Raw genomic sequence first — 22,164 nt, 5'->3', positions numbered from 1 at the left:
TCGCACACCGCGCCCGTACCAGCCGCCACCGGTACCGACAGACTCCCCATCGGGCAGGATTGCTGCCTATGAGAACCCAGGTGACCTTCGACTGTGCTGATCCGCACGCCCAGGCTGCGTTCTGGGCCGAGGTTTTCGGCTCCGTCGTCGAAGACCACTCGCGGTTGGTCGATCAGTTGGTTGCCGACGGCCACATGCCAGCGGAGGACAGGATCGTGGTCAACGGACGGTCCGCGTTCAGGGACGTGGCGGCGTGTCAGGACTCGGCGGGGTGTCGAGCCCCGGCTCTTCTTCCAGCGCGTGCCCGAAGGCAAGACGGCGAAGAACCGGATGCATCTGGACATCCATGTCGATGAAGATCGCAAGGCGGCCGAGGTCGATCGCCTCGTCGGACTTGGCGCGCAGTTGACCGAGACGCACAGCGATCGCGGGCCGCTCACGTATGTCATGCGCGACCCGGAGGGCAACGAGTTCTGCCTGCACTGACCAAGAATGCCCGCGGATTGGGGGTGCGCTTCGACATCCGGGGAGACTGCCGAGTACGACGACCGTCGACGAGGGAACACCCATCGCGCGCGGACCTCTGCAGGGTCGCGCAGAACGCGGCACGAGCGGACGGCCGAGTGCCACAATCGTGGGGTGCCCTTGGATGGATTGCACGGCGAAAGGGATCGTGCGGAGTCGTTCGGGACTGCCGCCGAACAGTACGACCGTTATCGACCTGACTATCCGCCTGCGTTGATCGATGAGCTGCTGTCTGGTAGCCCGTCGACAGCCCTGGATATCGGATGCGGGACCGGCAAGGTCGCTGTCCTGCTGATGGCGCGCGGACTGCGCGTGCTCGGTGTTGAGCCTGACGTCCGTATGGCCGAGGTTGCCCGAGGCCACGACGTGCCGGGAGGTCGCGTCGTTCGAGTCATGGGAGTCTGCGGGCCGCACCTACGACCTGCTGACCGCGGGACACTCGTGGCACTGGGGCGATCCGGTGATCGGGCTTCGCAAGGCGGCGTCGATCCTGGTTCCCGGAGGGATGCTCGCGCTGTTCTGGAATTACCACGTCCTGGAGGAGGCGCTGCTCGCGGCCGTTGAGGACGCCTACCGGGCCCACGCCCCGGAGTTGACCATCGTGGGACGGGACCCGAGCACCAGCGATGCTCAGGACAACGATCCCTTCGAGAGCAACAGCGACTTCAGCTCTCTCGGTAGCCGGACCTACCGATGGCCGCGCACCCCGATGGATGCCGGCGAGTGGACATCGATGCTCGCGACCTTCAGCGACCACGCCCGCCTCGGGACGGGTCGACTCAGGGACCTCCAGTTGGCTGTGCGGGCGGCAATCGACCAGTCGGGCGGAGTAGTCCGGAGCCAGTGCGGCACCTACACCTGGTTGGCACGGAGACTCGAGGCGCCGCTGGCCCACGGTGACCGCCCATCGTCTATGTCTGCGCGTTCGCGGCGGAGCCTAGCCGCCGCCTAACCCGTGTTGGCATGTCGGCCCGCCTCCGCCGGGCTGGTCGACTGTTGGGACGGATCGACCAGTCGGCGAGGCCGAGTGCCCGTGGCCGGGTGCGCCAATGGTGACGTCAGATTCGAGGGGTGCGTTCTCCGTCGTCCCTGCTCGATTCGAATAACAATCCGAAAAGGTTCAGCTTGGCGAGTCCGGTGTTGGATAGGTCGATGATCACCCTGACCGATTCCCCGGCGCGAAAGCCTTGGTCTGAGTGTCGTCGGGTTGCTGACCTAAATTGAAGAACGGCTTGACGAAACCGCCGCCGCGCAGCCGGACGAAGCGAGGGTTGCTGGTCGCCCCGGAGCCGCCTTTCGGCACAAAGAAGAGCCCGCCCGTTGTGGGTGACGGGGATCCCGGGTGATTCGCGGCACGGTTTAGGAAGCCTCGTCGCGGTGCAGGACCGTGCGGTAGCAGGTGTGGGGTTCGCTGGCTGTGTGAGATGTCCCTCTCCTGTCGTCGTGGCGCTGGTGGGCTGGGGAGGTTGACGATGTGGTGGTGACTTCCTCGCCCCGCCCGCCGCACGTCGGTGGCCGACCGGATCCGATAGGTGGTACCGCGCTCGGTGGAGATTCCGCGTCCGCCCGCGGGTACCTGCTGGACAACGCGCGCGCCGAGGCGGGTGAGCGGTTCGTTTGGCTGGGCGAGCTGTTCGACGGTGTGACGCGCGGGCACTTCGATCGGCTGGGGGTCAGGGCTGGCTCGCGCTGCTGGGAAGTGGGGGCCGGTGGCACCGGTATCCCGGAGGCGCTCGCGGCGGCCGTCGGTCCGACCGGGCATGTGCTGGCCACGGACATCGATCCGTCGTGGCTGAAGGCAGGCGACGGGTACGAGGTACGCAAGCACGACGTCGCCGCTGACCCGCCCCCGGAGCCGGGGACGTTCGATCTGGTGCACGCCCGGCTCGTGCTGGTCCATGTACCCGACCGGGCTCGGGCGTTGGCAACGATGGTGGCGGCGCTACGGCCCGGCGGCTGGCTGTTGGTCGAGGACGCCGATACCGCTCTGCAGCCACTGGCATGCCTGGACGACAGCGGCCCTGCGCAGCGGCGGGCCAACCGGCTGCGCGACGCGGTCCGGGAGCTGTTGTCGCGCCGCGGCGCGGACCTGCGCTACGGCCGGACACTGCCGCGGGCATTGCGTGAGGCCGGCTTGGTAGATGTCGCCGCGGCGGGCTCTTTCCCGGTCGGTGGACTGGCCTGCGACCGGCTGGAGGCGTCGACCATCCGGCACGTGCGCGGCGAGCTGCTCGCGGCCGGACTGGCCGACGACGCCGAGATCGACGCGCACCTGGCCGCCATCCACGCCGGCGAACTCGACTTGACACTCGCGCCGCTGATCTCGGCCTGGGGACGCCGTCCAGCCGAGCACGCGCCGGCACTCGGTTAGGGCGGCTCCAGCGCGCCGGATCGAGGCAAGTGGAGCGGATGCCCGCACGTGAAGGAGTGGGCTCGCGCCAACGGCTACGAGGTGAACGACCGCGGACGAGTCGCGGGCGACATCAAAGCGGACTTCGACGCTGCCAATTGACTCGATAGCCAGTCAGAGAGCGACGGGCTATCCACAGGCGCGCAAAGCGGGGAGGCTGACGACATGACCAGTGGGGGACCTACGGGCACCGGGGAGGCCATACTCCCGCCGGGTCGGATGACCGAGGCAGAGTTCCGCTTGCTGTACGAGCAGCTGCGCAACCAGCGGCCTTGGGGGCTTGACGACCGGCGAGGGGCGTTGAACTACCTCACTTCCGCCGGAACCGTGGCCGGCGCAGGTGAAGTCAGGCTGGGGCGCGCGGTGTCGCTGGCCGCACCGGTGGAGGGACGGGTGACACCTGACGACCCCGAACCCGCCCGGCACCAGATGAAAGGGCCACCGGCCGCGGAGGCCGGCCGAGGCGTTGCGTTCGGCATGGACCGGATCGAGATGAACATTCACGGCAACGCCGACAGCCACCTCGACGCCCTGTGCCACGTGATCTTCGACGGCGAGCTGTACAACGGGGTGCCCGCAGACACCATCACCGAGAGCGGCGCGACCGAGCTGTCCGTCGGAGTGGCCGCCGACGGGATCGTCGGCCGCGGGGTGCTGCTCGACGTACCTCGGTCTCGCGGGGTGGCCTGGCTGGACCCCGGCGACCACGTGACCATCGGCGACCTGCTGGCCGCGGAGCGGGACCAAGGCGTCCACGTCGGCCGTGGCGACATTCTGCTGGTGCGGGTGGGTCACCGGCAGCGGCGGGAGGTGCGCGGGCCGTGGGATGCTGCCGCGCTCCGGGCCGGGCTGCACCCGGAGGTGATGCCGCTGCTGGCCGAGCGGCAGATCGCGGTTCTGGGCAGTGATGGAAACAACGACACCGCGCCGAGCCTGACGGACGGGGTGGCCTTCCCCATCCACGTCCTTGCCATCAACGCGCTCGGCGTGATGCTGCTGGACTACCTCCAGTTCGATGACCTCGTGCGGATATGCGGGGAAGCGGCGCGCTGGACCTTCCTGTGCGTCATCGCGCCGCTCCGGCTGCCGACCGCGACCGGGTCGCCGATCAACCCGATCGCCGTACTGTGACCACTCACGCGGCAGGACACACTCAGCTGCTCGGCGCCTGCCGCATCGTCAGGTACTGCGTGACTCCGGCGAGATGGCGTTCGATGAGCCGGACCGGGAACGGTGCCGGGCGGAGTTCGGGGTCGGTGACCAGCTCGGGGTCAACCAGCTGCACGACCTGACCACGGGTCTTCAGCGAGCACGAACCGGCCGCGAGGATGTTCTTCACCCACTGCGCCTCGGACCCGTACGTCAGAAAGAAGAAGTACCTGTCGTCCCGCCGGAACACGTTCAGCGGTGTGCTGTAGATCCGCCCGCTGCGCCGTCCGCTGTAAGTCACGATCCCGAACCCCGGCAGCCACCCCGCGACATGTCGCGACACAGGATTCACGTACCGCGTGGCGATATGCCGGAACCGCCACGCCCGCGTCCGCCCATCTGCGCTCATGCCACCACGCTACGTGCGGCGCTTCTGGGGTGGACCGGCCTCCGACCAGCGAGTTTGGGAGGCGCCCCCGGCAGGACTCGAACCTGCGACCAACGGATTAGAAGTCCGACGCTCTATCCAGCTGAGCTACGGGGGCACACGGCACGGAAGAGTCTCTCAGATGGGCGGGTGATCGCGCCTCTGGGTTCCTGGGTATGTCGCGGGGACGAGCGCCGTACGGGGCGAAAAATACAGGGTTGTCGTTCCATCCAGGTAACGCTGAGTGGGTGGTTCTGCCACGGGATGGGCTCCCCAACTAGGCTTCGGGCATGAGTTACCCCTCACCAGGCCCGGCCGGCTCGCCGCAACCCGCGGCGGGGTCGGCGTACTCGCCCGGCGGTCCCTACCCGCAGCCGAACGTGCGGGGCACCCACCCGATCCCGGGTCAGCGGCGGAACCAGGGCATCCTGATCGGCATCGTGGTCGCGGTGGTGTTCGCGATCGCGGGCCTGGTGATCTTCGGCATCGTGGCCAAGTCGACCGGCGCGGGCGGCTTCACCTGGGGGCTGGTGTTCGCGTTCGTCCCCGTCGTCCCGGTGATCGCGCTGTATCTGTGGCTGGACCGTTACGAGCCGGAACCGACCAAGTACATCCTGTTCGCGCTGTGCTGGGGTGCCTTCATCGCCACGCTGGTCGCGATCTTCATCAACACCGAGGTGTCGCACCGGCTGGCCGAGACCGGCGTCGGAGGCGACCGATCGGCCGTGTTCGTCGCGCCACCGGTGGAGGAGTTCGCCAAGGGATCCGTGATCCTGCTGCTGGCGCTCGTACGGCGCAAGGAGTTCGACGGCATCATCGACGGCCTCGTGTACGCCGGGATGGTGGGCGTCGGGTTCGCCTTCACCGAGAACATCCTTTACTACGGGCGCATCTTCAACACGCTGTCCGAGGAGTCCGGTAGCGACGCCGGTCTGCGCGGCGCGTTCGTACTGTTCGTGATCCGCGGTCTGATCTCGCCGTTCGCCCATCCGCTGTTCACGTCATTCACAGCGATCGGGATCGGCGTCGCGATACGCAGTCGAAGTACGGCGGTCCGTTTCCTCGCGCCGATTGTCGGGTACCTGGCCGCAGTGCTGGCCCACGGACTCTGGAACGGTGGCGCCAGCTGGGCCGGGGGCGGCGGCTTCATCACCGTCTACCTGTTCCTGATGGTGCCGATCTTCATCGGCATGGTCGTGTTCGCCCTGGTGATGCGATCCCGGGAGGGACAGATGATCGCGTCCCGGCTGTACGACTATGTGCGGTTCGGCTGGCTGGTTCCACAGGACGTACCGCTGATCGCGACGCTGCGCGGGCGCAAGGCACTCCGGCAGAACGCGAAACGGTACGGTCCGCAGGCCGAAGCGGCCGCGAAGGCGTTCCAGCAGAACGCGACCGAGCTGGCGTACCTGCGGGACAAGATCGTCCGGCAGGTGATCGGGCCGGACGCGCTGGAGACCGAGAAGCAGCTGCTCGACGAACTGCGCGAACGGCGCCCGAGCGTGCCGTTCCCGCCGATGCCGGCGTTCGCCCAGGCGGCGCCGCAGTTCCAGGGCCCGCCCGGGGGACCGGGTGGACCCATGCCAGGCGGGCCTGTGTACGGGGGTCAGCCTGGTGGGCCGGGACCGTATCCCGGTGCTGGGCAGCCGGCTCCGCAGGGTGGGTATCCTCCGGCTCAGCCGGGGTATCCCTCGGGGCAACCCGGCTACCCAGCGGGCCAACCTGGTTACCCACCGGGACCCACTGGTCAGCAAGGACCGCCGGGAGGATACGGTCCGTATCCACCATCGCAGTGACTGCCACCCGTCCACGCCGCCAAACGGGAACACGATGACTTTGCTTCTGCGCTGTCCGACCGGGCACTCTGTGCTCGTGGGCGGACGCCGTGGCTGACATCAGGTCAGCAGCTGGTGAAGGTTCGGAGCCGCGGGTTCCGAACCAGGATCAGCCTGCCCAGGAGCTGGCCAACCTGATCGCCCAGTCGAGCGCGCAGTCCGATGCCAAAGGCAAAGGCTTCTGGCGCCGCCGGCGCCGCAAGTCCGCCACCACACCCGAATCCCCGAGTACGCCGGACTCCACAGCCGAGCCGACGGCGGCCGACCCCACGCCCGACGCTGCCCGCGAGCAGCCCGGGACACGGTTTGAGCCCGCCGCCAAGGCCAGTACGCCGGAAGCCGAGAAGCCCGCCACCGACGAGACGCCCGCCCCAAACACCGACGAGCCGACGTCAGCCGGCGACGCGCAAGCCTCAGCCACCGACAAGCCGGCACCCGACCCAGCCGACGACCAGTCGTCCGAGGCAGCCAACGGTCAGACGTCGGAGGCAGCCAACCAGGCGGCATCCGAGGGAGCCGACGGCCAGTCGTCCGAGGCGGCTGACAAGGCGGCATCCAGGGGAGCTGACGGGCAGGCGTCCGAAGCGGCCGACAAGGCGGGTTCTGAGGCGGCCAAGGAGCAGCAGGCCGCTGACGAGCCGGCGCCGGATGGGGCCGACTCGACGCGTGCCGAGGCAGCCGCTGCACCTGTCGCCAGCACCGCCGGAAACTCACCCGTCGTACCTGCACGGCCCACTGTGGGCGTCATCTACGAGCCGGAAGAGTCCCCGGACGGCTTCCCCCTCGAGTACGGCAACATCATCGTCGGCCTCCCCAAAGCGGGAGACGGCGCGGCTGCCGACTCGGACGGCACCTCCTCGGAGCCGTCCACAGAAGACACCCCAGCCGCGGGGCAGGCACACGAGAGCGAACAGTTCGCCGAGGAGTCTTCCGAGAGCGCGCCCACTGCCGAGGCCGACGCGGACGCTGAGGCCGGCGCGGACGGTGAGGCCGGCGCGGACGGTGAGGCCGGCGCGGACGGTGAGGCCGGCGCGGACGGTGAGGCCGGCGCGGATGCCGCGGAGGAGTCCACCGGAACCCCGGCGGAGGCGCCCGAGGCAGGCGATGGAGTTTCCGCCGCCGGCGATGCTGCTGAGGCCTCCAACGGGACTGGCGACCACGCAGGCGAGGGTGCCGGCGACGCGGACGCGGCTGACGCTGAGGGCTCCGGCGTGGCCGATGGTGCTCAGGCTGAGGGCGTCAAGTCCGCACCGAAGAAGAACAAGAAGCGTGCGGCGGCAGAGGCCGACGCGGCAAAGGCCGGTGCGGCGGCTGAGAAGGAGTCCGCCGGGACTGCTGCCGGCGCGTCTGCTGCGGCAGGTCGGGCGGCTGCCGAGGCTGTCGCAGCCGGGCCCGAGGGCTCGAGCGAGGCTGCCGATGCTGTGGCAGAGGGTTCGAGTGAGGCTGTGGGCGCCGGGGCTGAAGGCTCGGGCGGGGCTGCGGCGGCTGAGAGCTCGGCCGGGGCTGCTGCGGCTGAGGGCTCCGGCGGGGTTGCTGCAGCTGAGGGCTCGGGCGGGGCTGGTCACGCTGCGGGTGAGGACGCTGGTGAAGGCTCCGGTGGCGAGCAGGCTGAGGGTTCGCCTGCTGGGCGGGCTGAAGCTGACGAGGCTGCGTCTCCGGGGGAGGCGGAGAGCTCGTCGGCGGCTGAGGACGCCGAGGGTGCCTCGGAGGTAGCGGCTGCCGTTGAGAGCGCTGACGAGGCTGCGGAGCGTGGCCAGGGTAAGGCCGGCGACAGCGCCGAGGAGCCTGGAGGATCTGCGCCGGAGGACGCTGCTGCGGTTGAGGGCGCGGGCGAGGCCGCGGAGCGTGGCCAGGGCAAGGCCAGCGACAGCGCCGAGGAGCCTGGAGGATCTGCGGCGGAAGGCGATGCGGCGGCTGAGGGCGCTGACGAGGCTGCGGACGGTGGCCAGGCTCAGGCGGACGACGGCGTGGAGGAGTCTGAAGAGCCTGCGGCGGAAGGCGTTGCTGCGGATGCCACAGGTGACAGCTCTGATGAGCCTGCGGCAGAGCAGGACGATGGTGCGCAGAGCGACGCCGCGCGCGACGGCGCCGAGCAGAAGGACGGTGGGCAGGAAGCCACCGCGCACGACGACGCTGGGCAGGAAGCCTCCGAGGACGACAACGCCGAGCAGAAGGACGCTGGGCAGGAAGCCTCCGAGGACGACAACGCCGAGCAGAAGGACGCTGGGCAGGAAGCCTCCGAGGACGACAACGCCGAGCAGAAGGACGCTGGGCAGGAAGCCTCCGAGGACGACAACGCCGAGCAGAAGGACGCTGGGCAGGAAGCCTCCGAGGACGACAACGCCGAGCAGAAGGACGCTGGGCAAGAAGGCGCCGCGCCGGGCGATGCCGGGCAGGAGGCTGAGGAAGTTCGGGAGCTGACTGCGGAGGAGTTGGCTGAGCGGTTGGCGGCTGAGCAGGCTGCTATGGCTTTGATTACGGCGTTGATGAAGTTGCGGGGGGCGCTGGCCGGTAGTCAGTTGCCGTTGGATGTGGTGGGGGCTGACGAGGCTCGGCAGCAGCAGAAGGCGATGTTGGATCAGCTGGATGACTATCTGCTGCCTCGGCTGGTGCAGTTGGAAGCACCGGTGCTGGCGGTGGTTGGTGGCTCGACCGGAGCGGGAAAGTCGACGCTGGTCAACACTGTCATTGGGAAGGTTGTCAGCGAGCCGGGGGTGTTGCGGCCTACTACGCGGTCGCCGGTGTTGATTCATCACCCGGCGGACGCGGACTGGTTCGTGGGTGACCGGGTGCTGCCGGGGATGGCGCGGACGAGTTCGGAGAGTCCGGGTGGGACCGAGGATGCGGGCCAGTTGCGGTTGGTTGCCGCTGACACCGTTCCGCGGGGGTTGGCGATCCTGGATGCGCCTGACATCGACTCGGTCGTCGAGGCGAACCGTGATCTGGCGACCCAGTTGCTCGCGGCGGCCGACCTCTGGCTGTTCGTCACCACGGCCGCCCGATACTCCGACGCTGTCCCGTGGGACTTCCTCCAGAGTGCGTCGGACCGCAGTACGGCGATCGCTGTCGTCCTCGACCGGGCTCCCGGGGAGACCATCGACGACATCACCGGGCACCTCGCGCAGATGCTGCTCGAGCGCGGGCTCGGCGACTCGCCGCTGTTCTCGATCCAGGAGACAGTTGTCGACGGCAACGGGATGCTGCCGGCCGAGACCGTTGCCTCGATCAAGGATTGGCTGATCGACCTGGCCGCCGACGCGGAGGCCCGGGCAGCCGTTGTCCGCCGTACCCTGCAGGGCGCGGTCAGCGCGATGGTGAAAACGACACCACCGTTCGCGGCCGCGGTCCGGGCTCAGGCCGACACCGCGATCGAACTGCGGTCGACGGCCGAGTCGGCGTACGACCAGGCGGTCAAGGACATCGCCAAGGCCACGCAGGACGGGACGCTGTTGCGCGGCGAGGTGCTCGCCCGGTGGCAGGAGTTCGTCGGCACGGGCGAACTGCTGAAGGGCTTGCAGACCAACGTCGGCCGGATGCGCGACAAGGTGAAGAAGTCGCTCGTCAACCAGCCGGCGCAGACCCGCGACGTCAGCGACGCGATCGAGTCCGGCTTGGAGTCGCTGCTGCGCGAGCACGCAGCGGCCGCTGCCGAACGGGCCGAGAAGGCCTGGCAGGCGAGTGCAGCCGGACGCCAGCTGCTCGCCGCCGGAGGCCCCGAGCTCCGCGCGCTGTCCGAGGACTTCCCGGCCGCCGCCGACCGCACGGTCCGCGAGTGGCAGGCCTACGTGCTCGACCTGATCCGCAAGGAAGGCGCCGACAAGCGCTCGACCGCCCGGATCCTGGAGTACGGCGTGAACGGGCTGGGACTCTCGCTGATGGTGGTGATCTTCGCCAGCGGTACGGGCATCCCGAAGGCGGCCGAGGCGAGCGCCGGTGCCGGAAGTGCGGTCGTCGGGCAGAAGTTGCTGGAGGCTGTCTTCGGCGACACGTCCGTGCGTACCCTGGTCGACAAGGCGCGTGAAGACCTTGACGGTAAGGTTCATGCCCTGATGGATGCCGAATTCGCCCGCTATCTGGCTGTCCTTGACCAGCATCCGGTCGACCCCGAGACGGCCAGGCAACTGACGGAGGCCGCGCGCGCGGTGGAGGACTGCACGTGACGGAAACAGTGGATACGGTCGAGGCGCCGCTGCGGGGTGCGACCGATGTCCTGAAGAAGATCGACGCCATCGAGGCGGCAGCGAAGGCCGGACAGGGCCGGCTGGATCCGGTGGTGCTCACCGAGGCCACGCAGATCGTGGACCGGTCCGGGCAGCGCCTGCGGATGTCCGGCGAGCTGACGGTGGTCGCGCTGGCCGGTGCGACCGGCTCCGGCAAGTCGTCGCTGTTCAACGCGTTGACCGGGCTTGACCTGGCCGCGATCGGCACGCGCCGGCCGACCAGCTCGATGCCGCTCGCCTGTGTGTGGGGCGAGGAGCCGGCCGGCGAAGTGCTGAACTGGCTGGGCATCCCGCGCCGGCACCAGGTGCAGCATCGCAGCTCCTTGGAGGACGCACAGTCCGAGGACCTGGACGGGCTGGTCCTGCTGGATCTTCCCGACCATGACTCGACCGAGGTCGAGCACCGCCTGATCGTCGACCGGCTCGTGGAGCTGGTCGACCTGCTCGTGTGGGTGGTGGATCCGCAGAAGTACGCCGATGCCGCGCTGCACAACCGGTACATCAAGCCGTTCGCCTCGCATTCCGGGGTGATGGTGTTCGCGCTGAACCACATCGACAAGCTGACACCGGACCAGCAGAAGAGCTGCCTCAACGACCTCGAGCGGCTGCTCAAGTCGGACGGCCTCAAGGCGCCGACGGTCGTTGCGACCTCCGCTGTCAGCGGTGACGGGCTGGACGAGGTGCGGGCACTGCTGGTGAAGCGGGTCAGCAACAAACGCTCCGCCCGCGAACGCCTCTCCGCCGACGTCGACCGGGTCGCGGACCGAATGGCGAGCCAGTGCGGTAACGCCAAGACCCCGGAGATCGCCCAGAGCGACATCACCGAGCTTGTCGAAGCGTTGTCCGACGCGAGTGGTCTCCCGGTCGTGGTCGACGCCGTACGACGTTCGTACCTGCAGCGTGCCCGGGCGGCGACGGGATGGCCGGTCACCAAGTGGCTCGGACGATTCCGGCCGGATCCGTTGCGTCGGCTGCACGTCGACCAGGTCTCGCGCCAGCAGGGCAAGGCGTTGCGCAAGTCCGCGTCCAACGAGGTCGCGATCGCTCGCTCTTCGTTGCCTGCAGCAACTCCCGTGCAGCGGGCCCGGATGGACACCGCCGTACGCACGATCACCACGAAGGCCGCGGAAGGGCTGTCGCGTCCGTGGGCCGACTCGGTGCGGACGGCGATCCGCCGCCGGGAGGAGTCGCTCGGCGACGAGCTCGACCAGGCGGTCGCGCGGACCGATCTCGGTGCGACGAACAACCCCGGTTGGTGGGGCGCTGCTCGCTTCGTCCAGTGGCTGCTCTTCCTGATCACGTTGGGCGGCGGCCTGTGGCTTGCCGCGCTGCTCGTGGCCCGGATCGCAGGCTTGGACGACCCGCCGCTGCCGGAATGGAACGGGATCCCGTACGCCTGGATCATGCTCGTCGGCGGTGCTGTCCTCGGACTCGCGCTCTCCTTCGTCTGCCGCCTCTTCGCGGCCAGTGGAGCCGTCCGCCGCTCTCGCCTGGTGGGTAAGGCGCTGCGCACGGAGCTCGAGAAAGTTGCCGAGAGCCACGTTGTAGCGCCGGCCCGCGAGGAGCTGGACGCCTACACCACCTGCCGCGACAACCTCGCAACCGCTCGTCAGTAGCCGCCCGATGCCAAGCGCGCGCCCCGGACTGCCCGGGCGCGCGCTCGGGAGATCAAGCGTGTAGGTCAGACCTCGGTGCCCGGGGAGAACTGGGCCATGGAGATCTTGGCGGCTTCGGCGAGGTCTTCCTCGGAAGTGGTGCCCGAGGAGCGGACGGCTTCGATCCAGGCGCGGACCGACTGCTCGTTGAACCTGACGACCTCGGGGGAGTCGGCCATCTCGACCGGGTTGGTGCCCTCCGGGAGGTCGCCGGAGACGTACAGCGCGAGGGCGAGGAAGCCGCCGTCCCACCCGGGCCCGACCCAGAGTGCGCCGGAACCGCCGGGAGCCGGTGGCTCGCCCATCGAGTGCTCGAGCTCCAGCTCGGTCGAAGCCCCCGAGCCTGGCAGCAACCGCAGCTCCAGGAGACTCGTGGGACCGCCGAAGGTCACTTTGAAACGCTTGGGCGGCTCGCACTCCAGGACCTCGCCGCCGGCGTTGTCCTGGAGCTGGAAGGTGCCGCCGACCTTGAAGTCGCCGGTGACCGGCCAGAACCAGCGGCGCATCCGCTCGGGATCCGTGAGCGCGTCCCACAGCTCCTCCGGCTCGGCCTGGTACGAGCGGCGCATCCGCACGGTCACCGTCTCCCCGGTGCGGCTGACCTCGCGCTGGACGGCGTTGATGTGCTCGAGGATGTCGATCACGGGTGGTTCCCTCTCGTCGTGGGCTGGTCGGCTGGAGCCCAGACTGCCGGGCAGGGCTTATATAAGTCAATACTGAGATAGTCATGCCGCCGCCGCTTCCGATGCCTCGGTATCGGCGGTGAGGGGCAGCGCGGTCGCGGAGTACTCATCGGGCGGGTACGGCGAGGCGGATGCTTCGGCCGCGCCGGCGGACGGGACAGCCGTGAGCTCGCCGGGAGCCGAGCCGGAGCGAGGTGCGCTCTTGGTGAACGTGGTCGTGCCTCGGCTCAGATCGTGGCCGAGGGAGAACGCCTCGAGGACGACCCGGCTGCGTGGCTCGCCGGCATCGTCGGTCCATTCGTGCGTGCGCAGCCGGCCGGTGACGATGACAGGCTGCCCGACACGCACCGATTCGAAGGCGTTCTGGGCCAGGTTGCGCCAGCACTCGACGCTGAACCAGGTCGTCGGTTTGTCGACGTACGTATTGAGGGCGCGGTCGAACTGTCGTGGCGTGGAACCGATCCGGAACGTCGCGTGCGGCACCTGCCCACCGAGCTCCTTGAAGTCCGGGTCACTGCCGACCCAGCCCTGCACCGTCACGTAGGTCTCGCTGAGGCTCATGATCGTCGCCTTTCCGTTGGTCGCGAATCCGCTGTCACCGGAGAAGATGCACGCCTGGAGAGCCCTTCCGCCGGATCGATTCCTGATCTGTGGACAACCGAGAGGGCCGATTGGGACAGGTGGGTCCGAGCACATAGGCTCTAGGTATGGCGGAATTCATCTACACGCTTCGCAACGTCCGGAAGGCGCACGGCGACAAGGTCGTTCTCGACAACGTCACCTTGAACTTCCTGACCGGCGCGAAGATCGGCGTCGTCGGGCCGAACGGCACCGGTAAGTCCTCGCTGTTCAAGATCATGGCGGGGCTCGATCAGCCCTCCAACGGTGAGGCCCGGCTGGCGGAGGACGCGACGGTCGGGATCCTGCTGCAGGAGCCGCCGCTGACCGAGGGCAAGACGGTCCTGGAGAACGTCGAGGAAGGCGTCGGCGACACCAAGCAGAAGCTGAACCGATTCAACGAGATCTCCGCCGAGCTGGCCGACCCGGACGCTGACTACGACACGCTGCTGGCCGAGATGGGTGACCTGCAGGTCGTGCTCGACCACCGCAACGCCTGGGACGTCGACGCTCAGCTGGAGCAGGCGATGGACGCGCTGCGGTGCCCGCCGGCCGACGCGCTCGTCGACAAGCTGTCCGGTGGTGAGCGCCGCCGGGTCGCGCTGTGCAAGCTGCTGCTGCAGCAGCCCGACCTGCTGCTGCTCGACGAGCCCACCAACCACCTGGACGCCGAGTCCGTGCTGTGGCTCGAGCAGCACCTGCAGAAGTACCCGGGCGCCGTCCTCGCGATCACCCACGACCGGTACTTCCTGGACAACGTCGCCGAGTGGATCCTGGAGATGGACCGCGGCAAGACCTACGGGTACGAGGGGAACTATTCCAAGTACCTGGAGACCAAGCAGGAGCGGCTCGTCGTCGAAGGCCGCAAGGACGCCAAGCGGCAGAAGATCCTGGAGCGCGAGCTCGAGTGGGTCCGGTCGAACGCGAAGGGCCGGCAGTCCAAGAGCAAGGCGCGGTTGCAGCGCTACGAGGAGCTGGCGGCGGAGGCGGAGCGCGCCAAGAAGCTGGACATCGACGAGATCAACATCCCGCCGGGTCCGCGCCTGGGCAGCACGGTGCTCGAGGTCAGCAAGCTGGTGAAGGGTTTCGGTGACCGCAAGCTGATCGACGGCCTGAGCTTCTCGCTGCCGCGGGCGGGCATCGTCGGCGTCGTCGGCCCGAACGGCGTCGGCAAGTCGACGCTGTTCCGGATGATCGTCGGCGAAGAGACGCCGGACGCGGGCACGCTGCGACTCGGCGACACCGTCAAGGTCTCGTACGTCGACCAGTCGCGTGGCGGCCTGGACCCGAAGAAGACGGTGTGGCAGCAGGTCTCCGACGAGCTCGACTACATCAAGGTCGCGAACTTCGAGATGCCGAGCCGGGCGTACGTCGCCTCGTTCGGTTTCAAGGGCCCGGACCAGCAGAAACCGACGGGCGTACTGTCCGGCGGTGAGCGCAACCGGCTGAACCTGGCGCTGACGCTGAAGATGGGCGGCAACCTGCTGCTCCTCGACGAGCCGACCAACGACCTGGACGTGGAGACCCTGCAGTCGCTGGAGGACGCGCTGCTGGAGTTCCCCGGCTGTGCGGTGGTCGTGTCCCACGACCGGTGGTTCCTGGACCGCGTGGCGACACACATCCTGGCCTGGGAGGGCACCGAGCAGGACCCGGCCAAGTGGTTCTGGTTCGAGGGCAACTTCGCGTCGTACGAGGCGAACAAGGTCGAGCGGCTGGGGCCGGAGGCGGCTCGTCCGCACCGGGTCACCTACCGCAAGCTCACCCGCGACTGACCTCGAAGACGCAACGTGAGCCCACGCAGGCATCAGCCGGCGTGGGCTCACGCATCCTGCCGGGACGCACTCAGCTGACACTCACCGAACCCGCTCTCACCCGGCCGACTCTCACCCACCCGGGGTGAGGAAATCGCTCTGCGGTCGGGGCACGCTGCCACTGACCACCCGGCAGTCGATGGGAGCAGCGCGATGGCGACACTGACCGTTTGGAAGTTCGAAACCCCTACGGGGGCAGACCAGGCCATCTCCACGTTGGAGTCGCTGGCCAAGCAGAAGCTGATCAACATCCACGACGCCGCGACGGTGTCGTGGCAGCCGGACGCGAAGAAGCCCAAGACCAGGCAGCTGAACAGCCTGACGGGTGCAGGTGCGATGGGTGGCATGTTCTGGGGCATGCTCTTCGGGCTGATCTTCCTGGTGCCGCTGCTCGGTGCCGCCATCGGGGCCGCGACCGGTGCGATCGCGGGATCGCTGACCGACGTCGGGATCGACGACAGCTTCATCAAGTCCGCCCGCGACAAGATCACGCCAGGCACGTCGGCGCTGTTCCTGATGTCTAGCGATGCGGTGACCGACAAGGTGAAGGCGGCGTTCGAGGAGGGTGGCGAGTTCAAGCCTGAACTCATTCAGTCCAACCTGTCGAACGAGCAGGAGGCGGCGCTCCGCGAGATGATCGCCAACTGAGACTCCAGGACTCGACTCCGGCAGCCGGCCTCACCCCTGACGGGTGAGGCCGAGCTGCCGGTCGAGGTTGAAGGCGGCGTTCCTACTCGCTCAGTTCGCCGAGGTGGCTCGGTGCCCGGCTGCCTTCGGGGCACTCATCGGTACCTCGTCCAGGCCGAGGTTCTCTTGTGCGTCGCTCCAGCGCGCGGTGAGCGCGAAGAGGATGACGGTGTCCAGCGTGATCATCAGCAACGACCAGACGGGGTACGCGCCCAGCCACGCGATCTGGATGATGAGGTGCAGCGAGACCAGGATGATCGAGACGATCCGGGCCCAGGTCTGCGCCACCAGCAGTCCGGCACCGGCGCCGATCATCAGCAGGCCGGCGATCAGAAGCGTCCAGCCCAACCCGGTCACGTCGACGATGACCAGCCTGGACGGCGTCAGCGCCAGCCGTTCGTCGTCGACCAGCGCGACGATCCCCTGGAAGACGTTGATCAGACCGGTGACCAGAAGCAACGTGCCGGCGAACAGGACCCAGCCTGCCCAAGCCCCACTTCCCTTTGCAGCCATCTGCTACTCCCTTTCTCGCTGCGTAAGCCGCCACCGGGCCGGCAGCGGCGTACGCAACTGATCTCACCTCGTCACGGAGCGGAGCGCCTCACCCCGCAGGGGTGAGGACGCAGCGTGATCACGGGAGGTCGGCAGGTAGTTGCCGCGGGTCCGGACGGCCGGTGTCGATGAGGTTGAGTCGCGGGCGCGCCGCGCGGTCGCACTGCGGCCGGAGGTCCCGAGCTTTGCCACTGACCCGGCGCTACGCTGAGTGGTTCCCGCGGTCGCGGGCCGCGTCGACCGCCAGTTCGACGGTCTGGTGGACATCGGTCAAGGTGCCCTCTGCGCCGGCGCTCTGCAGTAGGTCGCGGACTTGGCCGATGTCGCGAGCTACGAGGAGATCGACGCTCTCACGGGCCAGGTCCTGAGTCAGGTCGATCAGCATCTGGGCCGCGGTGATGTCGACGAACGGTACGGTCTGGGCGTCCAGCACGACCGCCCGCAGGGATTCGGAGCGGACGAGGGCCCGGATCCGTTACCGGACGTGGTCGGCGTTGGCGAAGTACAGACCGCTCTCCACCCGGACCACCAGTACGCCGGGTTCGGCGATGCTCCCCGGATGCCGGGCCCGGTCCACCCAGACCGTGGCCGCGCCGGGCGTGCGGCCGAGCACCGCCACATTCGGGGCTGGACGAGCGGTAAGCAGGAGCAGCATCGAGATCCCGATGCCCACGAACAGCCCTGGCAGGGCGTCGAAGATCAGTACGCCGAGCATGGTGGTTCAAGGACTTCCCGCCGCGGCAGAAGGCGGCCAGCTTCACGATCGACCAGGCGATGGAGAAACTCGAGGCGGTGCTCACCACCGGCCATTAACTCAGCTGTGGAGCTTGTGGTCGGCGAGGACGCGTTCGACGACGGGAAGGTCCGTGGTGATCAGGGCCTTCCAGAGGGCCCAGCCGCGGGCGCGGGCCCACGTGCCGCGATCCTGGCCGACCGCCGCGCGGAAGGTCTCGCGGGAGTCGCCGGCGAAGAACGTGTACGCGATCACCAGATCGCACGCCGGGTCGCCGACGCCGGAGGTGCCGAAGTCGATGACTGCCGAGAGTCGGCCTTCGCGGACCAGGAGGTTGCCGGAGGCAATATCGCCGTGGAACCACACCGGCGGCCGATCCCACGAGGTCGCGAGTGCGGCGTCCCAGACCTCGCGGGCCAGGTCGGCATCGATCCGCCCCTTCAGTACGGCGAGTGCCTCGACGGTCTCGTCGTGGTAGTACTCCGGCGGCCCGCCGCGGTAGAAGCTGTGCGCGCCGGCGACCGGGCCGCCACTGGCGTCGACACTCTGCAGGGCGAGGATGAACTCGGCGATCGACCGGGCGAATTCGTCCAGGTCGGCGATGTTGTCCACCGTGGCTGTCTCGCCGTCGATCCAGCGCCGGATCGCCCAGTGAAACGGATACCCCTCACCCGGTGAACCCTTCGCCACCGCCTGAGGGATCGCCACCGGCAGGTACGGCGCGAGGACCGGCAGCCACTCGTGTTCCTTGTCGATGGCAGCCGTGTAGCTCTCGTGCGTCGGCAGCCGTGCTGTCAGCTCGGTGCCCAGCCGGTACGTGCGATTGTCCCAACCATCGATCTTGACCGGCGTCACCGGCAGGTCGGCCCACTGCGGGAACTGCTGCCCGATCAATCGCCGTACGAGTGCCGCGTCGATACCGGCCCGGCCGTCCTGGTGAGAATCCGTCACGCCGCAAGGTTCCCCGAAACGGGGCGACGGACTCAAAGGCTTTAGCTGATCGCTACATCGACGCCGAGTTCGGATAGGTCAGCTGCAGGTCGTACGCGAGGATCACTGCCTGGATCCGGTCGCGGGCGCCGATCTTGGCCAGGACCCGGCCGACATGGGTCTTGACGGTGGATTCGGAGAGCGAGAGCCGTTCGGCGATCTCGGCATTGGTCCAGCCGCGGCCGACCGCGACCAGGATCTCGCGTTCGCGGTCGGTCAGCGCGCGGAGTTTCGGGCTGTCCTCCGGCGCCACGGTGCGGGTGGGCAGATGATGCACGTACGCGTCGAGCAGCCGCCGGGTGAGGGCCGGGGCGATGATGGCGTCACCGGCGGCGACGGCGCGGATCCCGGCGAGGAGCTCCTCCGGCCGGGCGTCCTTCAGCAGGAAGCCACTCGCTCCGGCGCGCAATGCGGCATGGGCGTACTCGTCGAGGTCGAACGTGGTCAGCACCAGCACCCGGGACCGGCCGCCGTTGGCGACGATCTGCCGGGTCGCCTCGATGCCGTCCATGCCGGGCATCCGGACGTCCATCAGGACCACGTCCGGCCGGAGCTCGGCGGCCTGGCGAACGGCATCGGAGCCGCTCGCGGCCTCACCGGCCACCTGGGTTTCCGGAACGGACTCCAGCAGCATCCGGAACCCGAACCGCTGGAGAGGCTGGTCGTCCACGATCAGTACGGTCGTCATGAGGCGGTCTCGAGATGGTCGGTGGGTGCGGTCAGGTCGAGTTCGGTCCGGACGATCCAGCCGCCGCCCGGGCCGGGTCCCGCGCTCACGGTGCCGCCGTACAAGGCCGCGCGTTCGGTCATGCCGATCAGCCCGTGACCGTCCCCGGCCGGCTCGACCGAGTGGCCGGCCCCGATCGACGGTCCGCTGTCCTGCACCCGGATCCGCAGCCGGTGGTCCGCGATGCCCAGCGAGACCAGCGCCTCGGTCTCGGCTCCCGCGTGCTTGAGGGAGTTGGTCAGGGCCTCCTGGACGATGCGGTACGCCGCCAGCTGGACGCCCCGGTCGAGGGTGTCGACGTTGCCCGCCGTGCGGTAGACGACCTGCGGCCCGGCGGCCCGGATACGACCGCAGAGGGCGTCGATGTCCGCGATGCCTGGCTGCGGGCTGAGCTGGGGAGCGTCCGTGTGTTCGCGCAGCGCGCCGAGCATGCGGCGCAGCTCGCCCATGGCCTCACGGCCGGTTTCGCCGATCAGCCGCAGTGCCTCGGCGCCTCGATCGGGCGTCACGCCGGCGGCGTACGCTCCGCCGTCCGCGAGGGTGATCATGACCGACAAGTTGTGGCCGACGATGTCGTGCATCTCCCGCGCGACCCGCGTCCGTTCGGCCGCAGCCGCGAGCATGCTGCGTTGGTCGCGTTCGATCTCCAGTTGAGCGGTGCGTTCGCGCAGGCCCGCCAACTGCGACCTTCTGATGCGTACGACGAGCCCCAGGGCAATCGCCGCGGTGACAGCGCAGATGAGGAAGAACAGCGCTTCCGGCAACGACGTGACGGCGGAAACCTGGACGGCGACCAGCGCGATGGCGCCGGCCATGATTCCGCAGGCCCAGAGCAACTGTCGCAGCCGGCCGTGCAGCGTCAGGCTGTAGAGCGCGACGAGGATCGCGGCGTCGGCGCGCAGGAAGTGGCTCTGTGACCACTGCAAGCAGAAGACCGCCGCGATGGCGACGAACGCGGCGAACGGCGCCCGACGGCGCAGGATCAGCGGCAGGATCAGCCCGGCCTGCAGAGCCAGCATCGCGCCGGTCGGCAGAACGGGGAACACGTCAGCCAACTCGCGGCGGTCGCCCTGGTGGATCAGGTCGGGTAGGCAGAGGACCAGGAAGGCGCCGGCCACCACGAAGGTGTCCAGCACCCACGGTCGTTTCACATCCACCTGCCGGAGCCGCTGGCCGATCCGGCTGAACCGGACGACCAGCGGGTGTCGCCACAGCGGATCGGATTCCACCGGCCGGCCGGCAGGTCCCATCCGGATCGTGCTCATCGTCGCCACCTGTCCATTGTTGCCGCCGACCCTGAGCCGTCCGTCGGAGTGGGCCCGCGGGCCGCCCCTGTCAGGCGTCGCTTCGAACCAGGCGCCAGGCGGCGCCGGCCAGAGCCAGTGCCGTCCAGGCGAGGAACACCAGGAGACCTGCGCCGGGGGAGAGCGTGTGGGCGCCATGGTGCAGGCTGAACATCGACTCGCCGGCAACGCTCGGCAGGTAGGGCTGAACGGCGTTGTGCCAAGAAGTCGGCAGCAGCGAAATCAGCCCCGGCAGGATCATGAGCGCGGCTACCAGCACCGAGATGCCGCCCGCCACGGAGCGCAGTAGTGACCCCAGAGCGGCGCCGATGACGCCCACCAGGCCCAGATAGAGCGCGGCACCGAGCAGACTGCGCACGACCCCGCCATCCGACATCGTCAGCGCTGCCTGGGTGCCGGACAGGATGCCACCGTCGATCAGGAAGGTGACGAACGCGCCGACCGCACCCAAGACCAGCGCTACCACCCCGAACACAGCAGCCTTGGACCAGAGGACGGGCAGACGCCGCGGTACGGCGGCCAAGGTCGACCGGATCATCCCCGTGGAGTACTCACCGGCGGTGACCAGCACCCCCAGCACGCCCAACGCCAACTGCGCCAGAACGACACCAAACAGCGACAGGCTGACCGCGGTGGCGTCGGCGAAGTCCGGATCCAGTTGCCGGCCCGACGTGACGCTGGACTTGTACCGCGCGGCAGCGATCACACCGAAGCCCACCAGGAACAGCAGACCGAGTCCCAGAGTGATCCAGGTCGAGCGCAGTGACCACAGCTTGGCCCACTCCGAACGCAGTACGCGCCGGCCGGTCACCCGGTACGCCGGCCGCGCGACCGGAGTACCGCTGTCAGGGGTTCTGGGTGAGGTGACGACGCTCATGCGGCCCTCCCGGAGACCTCGGTGGTGCCGTGGTAATCGACGGAGTCCTTGGTCAGTTCCATGAACGCTTCCTCGAGCGAGATCGCCTTGGCGGTGAGCTCGAACAACGCGATCCCCGCCTCTGCCGCCTTGAGCCCGATCGCCCGCGCCGCCAGGCCGGTGACCTGTAGTTGCTCGGAGCCGGCCCGCCCGGTGATCTCGATGCCCGGTCCGGCCAGCACCTCGCGCAGCCGGCCCGGATCGGCGCTCGCGACAGTGACGGTCTCCCCAGCGGTCTGGCGAACCAGTTCGTGCACACTCGTGTCGGCCAGCAGCCGGCCGCGTCCGACGACGATCAGGTGGTCGGCGACGAGGGCCATCTCACTCATCAGATGCGACGAGACGAAGACGGTCCGGCCTTCGGCGGCCAGCCCGGTGAGCAGGTTCCGGATCCACAGCACACCCTCGGGATCCAGGCCGTTGACCGGCTCGTCCAGCATCACCGTGGCCGGGTCGCCCAGCAGCGCGGCCGCGATCCCCAGGCGCTGAGCCATACCGAGGGAGAACGCACCGGCGCGCTTCTTGGCCACCGACTGCAGGCCGGTCAGCTCGATCACCTCGTCCACCCGGCCGCGCGGAATGCCATGGGTGTAGGCCTGTGCCATCAGGTGGTCGAACGCTGACCGGCCCGGGTGGATCGACTTCGCCTCCAGCAACGCTCCGACTTCCTGGAGTGGGGCAGTGTGCTCGGCGTACCGGCGGCCGTTCACGACGACCGTGCCGCTGGTCGGTGCGTCGAGCCCGATGATCATCCGCATGGTGGTGGACTTGCCCGCACCGTTCGGGCCGAGGAATCCGGTCACGGTGCCCGGCTTGACCGTGAAGTCCAGCCGGTCGACCGCGGTCGTCTCGCCGTACCGCTTCGTCAGTTGGTGTGCCTCGATCATTCGCGTTGTTCCCTCGATCACGGGAGCCGGTTCTC

General features: G+C 68.8%; 22 protein-coding genes, 1 tRNA gene and 1 pseudogene. 12 read left to right on the top strand and 12 right to left on the bottom strand.

Annotated features, from left to right (window positions below; translation table 11 throughout):
- Window positions 1-68: 68 nt before the first annotated feature.
- From OG876_RS44220 to OG876_RS43320, 7 genes and pseudogenes are all read left to right on the top strand, one after another.
- Window positions 69-356, top strand: coding sequence for a VOC family protein (locus OG876_RS44220; protein WP_442914068.1), 288 nt, complete (start codon window positions 69-71; stop codon window positions 354-356).
- Window positions 301-486: a VOC family protein gene (locus OG876_RS44215; protein ID WP_442914067.1), complete on the top strand. Its 186-nt coding sequence runs from the start codon at window positions 301-303 to the stop codon at window positions 484-486. Before OG876_RS44220 ends, OG876_RS44215 begins: the two co-directional genes overlap by 56 nt.
- Before the next feature lie 6 nt (window positions 487-492).
- Window positions 493-840, top strand: a pseudogene (locus tag OG876_RS44210) (class I SAM-dependent methyltransferase); the annotation flags it as partial.
- A gap of 7 nt (window positions 841-847) precedes the next feature.
- Window positions 848-1,477: a hypothetical protein gene (locus OG876_RS43330; RefSeq protein WP_328522568.1), complete on the top strand. Its 630-nt coding sequence runs from the start codon at window positions 848-850 to the stop codon at window positions 1,475-1,477.
- A 528-nt stretch (window positions 1,478-2,005) separates the two neighbouring features.
- Window positions 2,006-2,896 (top strand): methyltransferase domain-containing protein, encoded by an 891-nt coding sequence (locus OG876_RS43325; RefSeq protein WP_328522567.1) that lies wholly within the window; start codon window positions 2,006-2,008, stop codon window positions 2,894-2,896.
- 48 nt (window positions 2,897-2,944) lie between these two features.
- Complete coding sequence (locus OG876_RS44205; RefSeq protein WP_442914066.1) at window positions 2,945-3,037, top strand: Lsr2 family DNA-binding protein; 93 nt, start codon at window positions 2,945-2,947, stop codon at window positions 3,035-3,037.
- Between the two features lie 117 nt (window positions 3,038-3,154).
- Window positions 3,155-4,066: a cyclase family protein gene (locus OG876_RS43320; protein WP_328522566.1), complete on the top strand. Its 912-nt coding sequence runs from the start codon at window positions 3,155-3,157 to the stop codon at window positions 4,064-4,066.
- Window positions 4,067-4,088: 22 nt separating this feature from the next.
- Here OG876_RS43320 and OG876_RS43315 read toward each other — a convergent pair whose 3' ends face one another.
- Together OG876_RS43315 and OG876_RS43310 are read right to left on the bottom strand one after the other, a co-directional pair.
- Window positions 4,089-4,493: a nitroreductase family deazaflavin-dependent oxidoreductase gene (locus tag OG876_RS43315; RefSeq protein WP_328522565.1), complete on the bottom strand. Its 405-nt coding sequence runs from the start codon at window positions 4,491-4,493 to the stop codon at window positions 4,089-4,091.
- Window positions 4,494-4,555: 62 nt separating this feature from the next.
- A tRNA-Arg gene (locus OG876_RS43310) sits at window positions 4,556-4,629 on the bottom strand.
- A 172-nt stretch (window positions 4,630-4,801) separates the two neighbouring features.
- On the opposite strand from OG876_RS43310, the gene OG876_RS43305 reads away from it, so the two are divergent.
- The 3 genes from OG876_RS43305 to OG876_RS43295 all read left to right on the top strand — a co-directional run bounded on the left by OG876_RS43305 (window position 4,802) and on the right by OG876_RS43295 (window position 12,182).
- Complete coding sequence (locus OG876_RS43305) at window positions 4,802-6,307, top strand: PrsW family intramembrane metalloprotease (RefSeq protein ID WP_328522564.1); 1,506 nt, start codon at window positions 4,802-4,804, stop codon at window positions 6,305-6,307.
- Window positions 6,308-6,396: 89 nt separating this feature from the next.
- Window positions 6,397-10,506 (top strand): AAA family ATPase, encoded by a 4,110-nt coding sequence (locus OG876_RS43300; RefSeq protein ID WP_328522563.1) that lies wholly within the window; start codon window positions 6,397-6,399, stop codon window positions 10,504-10,506.
- The gene (locus OG876_RS43295; protein WP_328522562.1) at window positions 10,503-12,182 is read left to right on the top strand and encodes a GTPase; all 1,680 of its coding nucleotides are present in this window, start codon (window positions 10,503-10,505) and stop codon (window positions 12,180-12,182) included. Before OG876_RS43300 ends, OG876_RS43295 begins: the two co-directional genes overlap by 4 nt.
- Window positions 12,183-12,247: 65 nt before the next feature.
- Here the strand turns inward: OG876_RS43295 and OG876_RS43290 are convergent, their stop codons facing one another.
- On the bottom strand, window positions 12,248-12,865 hold the full coding sequence (locus OG876_RS43290) for an SRPBCC family protein (protein WP_328522561.1): 618 nt from the start codon (window positions 12,863-12,865) through the stop codon (window positions 12,248-12,250).
- Between the two features lie 81 nt (window positions 12,866-12,946).
- Window positions 12,947-13,465, bottom strand: a complete 519-nt coding sequence (locus OG876_RS43285; RefSeq protein WP_328522560.1) for a single-stranded DNA-binding protein — start codon at window positions 13,463-13,465, stop codon at window positions 12,947-12,949.
- A gap of 146 nt (window positions 13,466-13,611) precedes the next feature.
- Between OG876_RS43285 and ettA the strand changes: the two genes are divergently transcribed.
- Both ettA and OG876_RS43275 read left to right on the top strand, forming a co-directional pair.
- Window positions 13,612-15,294 (top strand): energy-dependent translational throttle protein EttA, encoded by a 1,683-nt coding sequence (gene ettA, locus OG876_RS43280; protein ID WP_328522559.1) that lies wholly within the window; start codon window positions 13,612-13,614, stop codon window positions 15,292-15,294.
- A gap of 192 nt (window positions 15,295-15,486) precedes the next feature.
- Window positions 15,487-15,981 (top strand): DUF1269 domain-containing protein, encoded by a 495-nt coding sequence (locus OG876_RS43275; RefSeq protein ID WP_328522558.1) that lies wholly within the window; start codon window positions 15,487-15,489, stop codon window positions 15,979-15,981.
- A 90-nt stretch (window positions 15,982-16,071) separates the two neighbouring features.
- On the opposite strand, the gene OG876_RS43270 is transcribed toward OG876_RS43275, so the two are convergent.
- From OG876_RS43270 to OG876_RS43235, 8 genes are all read right to left on the bottom strand, one after another.
- On the bottom strand, window positions 16,072-16,533 hold the full coding sequence (locus tag OG876_RS43270) for a DUF7144 family membrane protein (protein ID WP_328522557.1): 462 nt from the start codon (window positions 16,531-16,533) through the stop codon (window positions 16,072-16,074).
- 241 nt (window positions 16,534-16,774) lie between these two features.
- Complete coding sequence (locus tag OG876_RS43265; protein WP_442914209.1) at window positions 16,775-17,044, bottom strand: sodium-independent anion transporter; 270 nt, start codon at window positions 17,042-17,044, stop codon at window positions 16,775-16,777.
- A 3-nt stretch (window positions 17,045-17,047) separates the two neighbouring features.
- Window positions 17,048-17,287 carry a hypothetical protein gene (locus tag OG876_RS43260; protein ID WP_328522555.1) on the bottom strand — a complete coding sequence of 80 codons (240 nt, stop codon included), beginning with the start codon at window positions 17,285-17,287 and terminating at the stop codon, window positions 17,048-17,050.
- A 99-nt stretch (window positions 17,288-17,386) separates the two neighbouring features.
- A complete protein-coding gene (locus OG876_RS43255; RefSeq protein ID WP_328522554.1) occupies window positions 17,387-18,256 on the bottom strand; it encodes an aminoglycoside phosphotransferase family protein in 870 nt (289 codons plus the stop codon).
- A 52-nt stretch (window positions 18,257-18,308) separates the two neighbouring features.
- Window positions 18,309-18,983, bottom strand: a complete 675-nt coding sequence (locus OG876_RS43250; protein WP_328522553.1) for a response regulator transcription factor — start codon at window positions 18,981-18,983, stop codon at window positions 18,309-18,311.
- Window positions 18,980-20,287 carry a sensor histidine kinase gene (locus OG876_RS43245; protein ID WP_328522552.1) on the bottom strand — a complete coding sequence of 436 codons (1,308 nt, stop codon included), beginning with the start codon at window positions 20,285-20,287 and terminating at the stop codon, window positions 18,980-18,982. The genes OG876_RS43250 and OG876_RS43245 overlap by 4 nt, the downstream gene beginning before the upstream one ends.
- Before the next feature lie 70 nt (window positions 20,288-20,357).
- Window positions 20,358-21,203: an ABC transporter permease gene (locus OG876_RS43240; RefSeq protein WP_328522551.1), complete on the bottom strand. Its 846-nt coding sequence runs from the start codon at window positions 21,201-21,203 to the stop codon at window positions 20,358-20,360.
- A complete protein-coding gene (locus OG876_RS43235) occupies window positions 21,200-22,129 on the bottom strand; it encodes an ABC transporter ATP-binding protein (protein WP_328522550.1) in 930 nt (309 codons plus the stop codon). Before OG876_RS43235 ends, OG876_RS43240 begins: the two co-directional genes overlap by 4 nt.
- Window positions 22,130-22,164: the final 35 nt, after the last annotated feature.

The organism is Kribbella sp. NBC_00359, assembly GCF_036097425.1.
Classification (GTDB): Bacteria; Actinomycetota; Actinomycetes; order Propionibacteriales; family Kribbellaceae; genus Kribbella.
The sequence above is the reverse complement of the archived record's forward strand: the minus strand, read 5'-3'. Positions and strand labels throughout refer to the sequence as shown.

Excerpts from the sequence above, each read along its gene's own strand:
- OG876_RS44220 (WP_442914068.1), top strand. The coding sequence starts at position 69 with ATGAGAACCCAGGTGACCTTCGACTGTGCTGATCCGCACGCCCAGGCT.
- OG876_RS43320 (WP_328522566.1), top strand. The coding sequence starts at position 3,155 with ATGACCGAGGCAGAGTTCCGCTTGCTGTACGAGCAGCTGCGCAACCAG.
- OG876_RS43315 (WP_328522565.1), bottom strand. The coding sequence starts at position 4,493 with ATGAGCGCAGATGGGCGGACGCGGGCGTGGCGGTTCCGGCATATCGCC.
- OG876_RS43305 (WP_328522564.1), top strand. The coding sequence starts at position 4,802 with ATGAGTTACCCCTCACCAGGCCCGGCCGGCTCGCCGCAACCCGCGGCG.
- OG876_RS43285 (WP_328522560.1), bottom strand. The coding sequence starts at position 13,465 with ATGAGCCTCAGCGAGACCTACGTGACGGTGCAGGGCTGGGTCGGCAGT.
- ettA (WP_328522559.1), top strand. The coding sequence starts at position 13,612 with ATGGCGGAATTCATCTACACGCTTCGCAACGTCCGGAAGGCGCACGGC.
- OG876_RS43275 (WP_328522558.1), top strand. The coding sequence starts at position 15,487 with ATGGCGACACTGACCGTTTGGAAGTTCGAAACCCCTACGGGGGCAGAC.
- OG876_RS43270 (WP_328522557.1), bottom strand. The coding sequence starts at position 16,533 with ATGGCTGCAAAGGGAAGTGGGGCTTGGGCAGGCTGGGTCCTGTTCGCC.
- OG876_RS43260 (WP_328522555.1), bottom strand. The coding sequence starts at position 17,287 with ATGCTCGGCGTACTGATCTTCGACGCCCTGCCAGGGCTGTTCGTGGGC.
- OG876_RS43250 (WP_328522553.1), bottom strand. The coding sequence starts at position 18,983 with ATGACGACCGTACTGATCGTGGACGACCAGCCTCTCCAGCGGTTCGGG.
- OG876_RS43245 (WP_328522552.1), bottom strand. The coding sequence starts at position 20,287 with ATGAGCACGATCCGGATGGGACCTGCCGGCCGGCCGGTGGAATCCGAT.
- OG876_RS43240 (WP_328522551.1), bottom strand. The coding sequence starts at position 21,203 with ATGAGCGTCGTCACCTCACCCAGAACCCCTGACAGCGGTACTCCGGTC.
- OG876_RS43235 (WP_328522550.1), bottom strand. The coding sequence starts at position 22,129 with ATGATCGAGGCACACCAACTGACGAAGCGGTACGGCGAGACGACCGCG.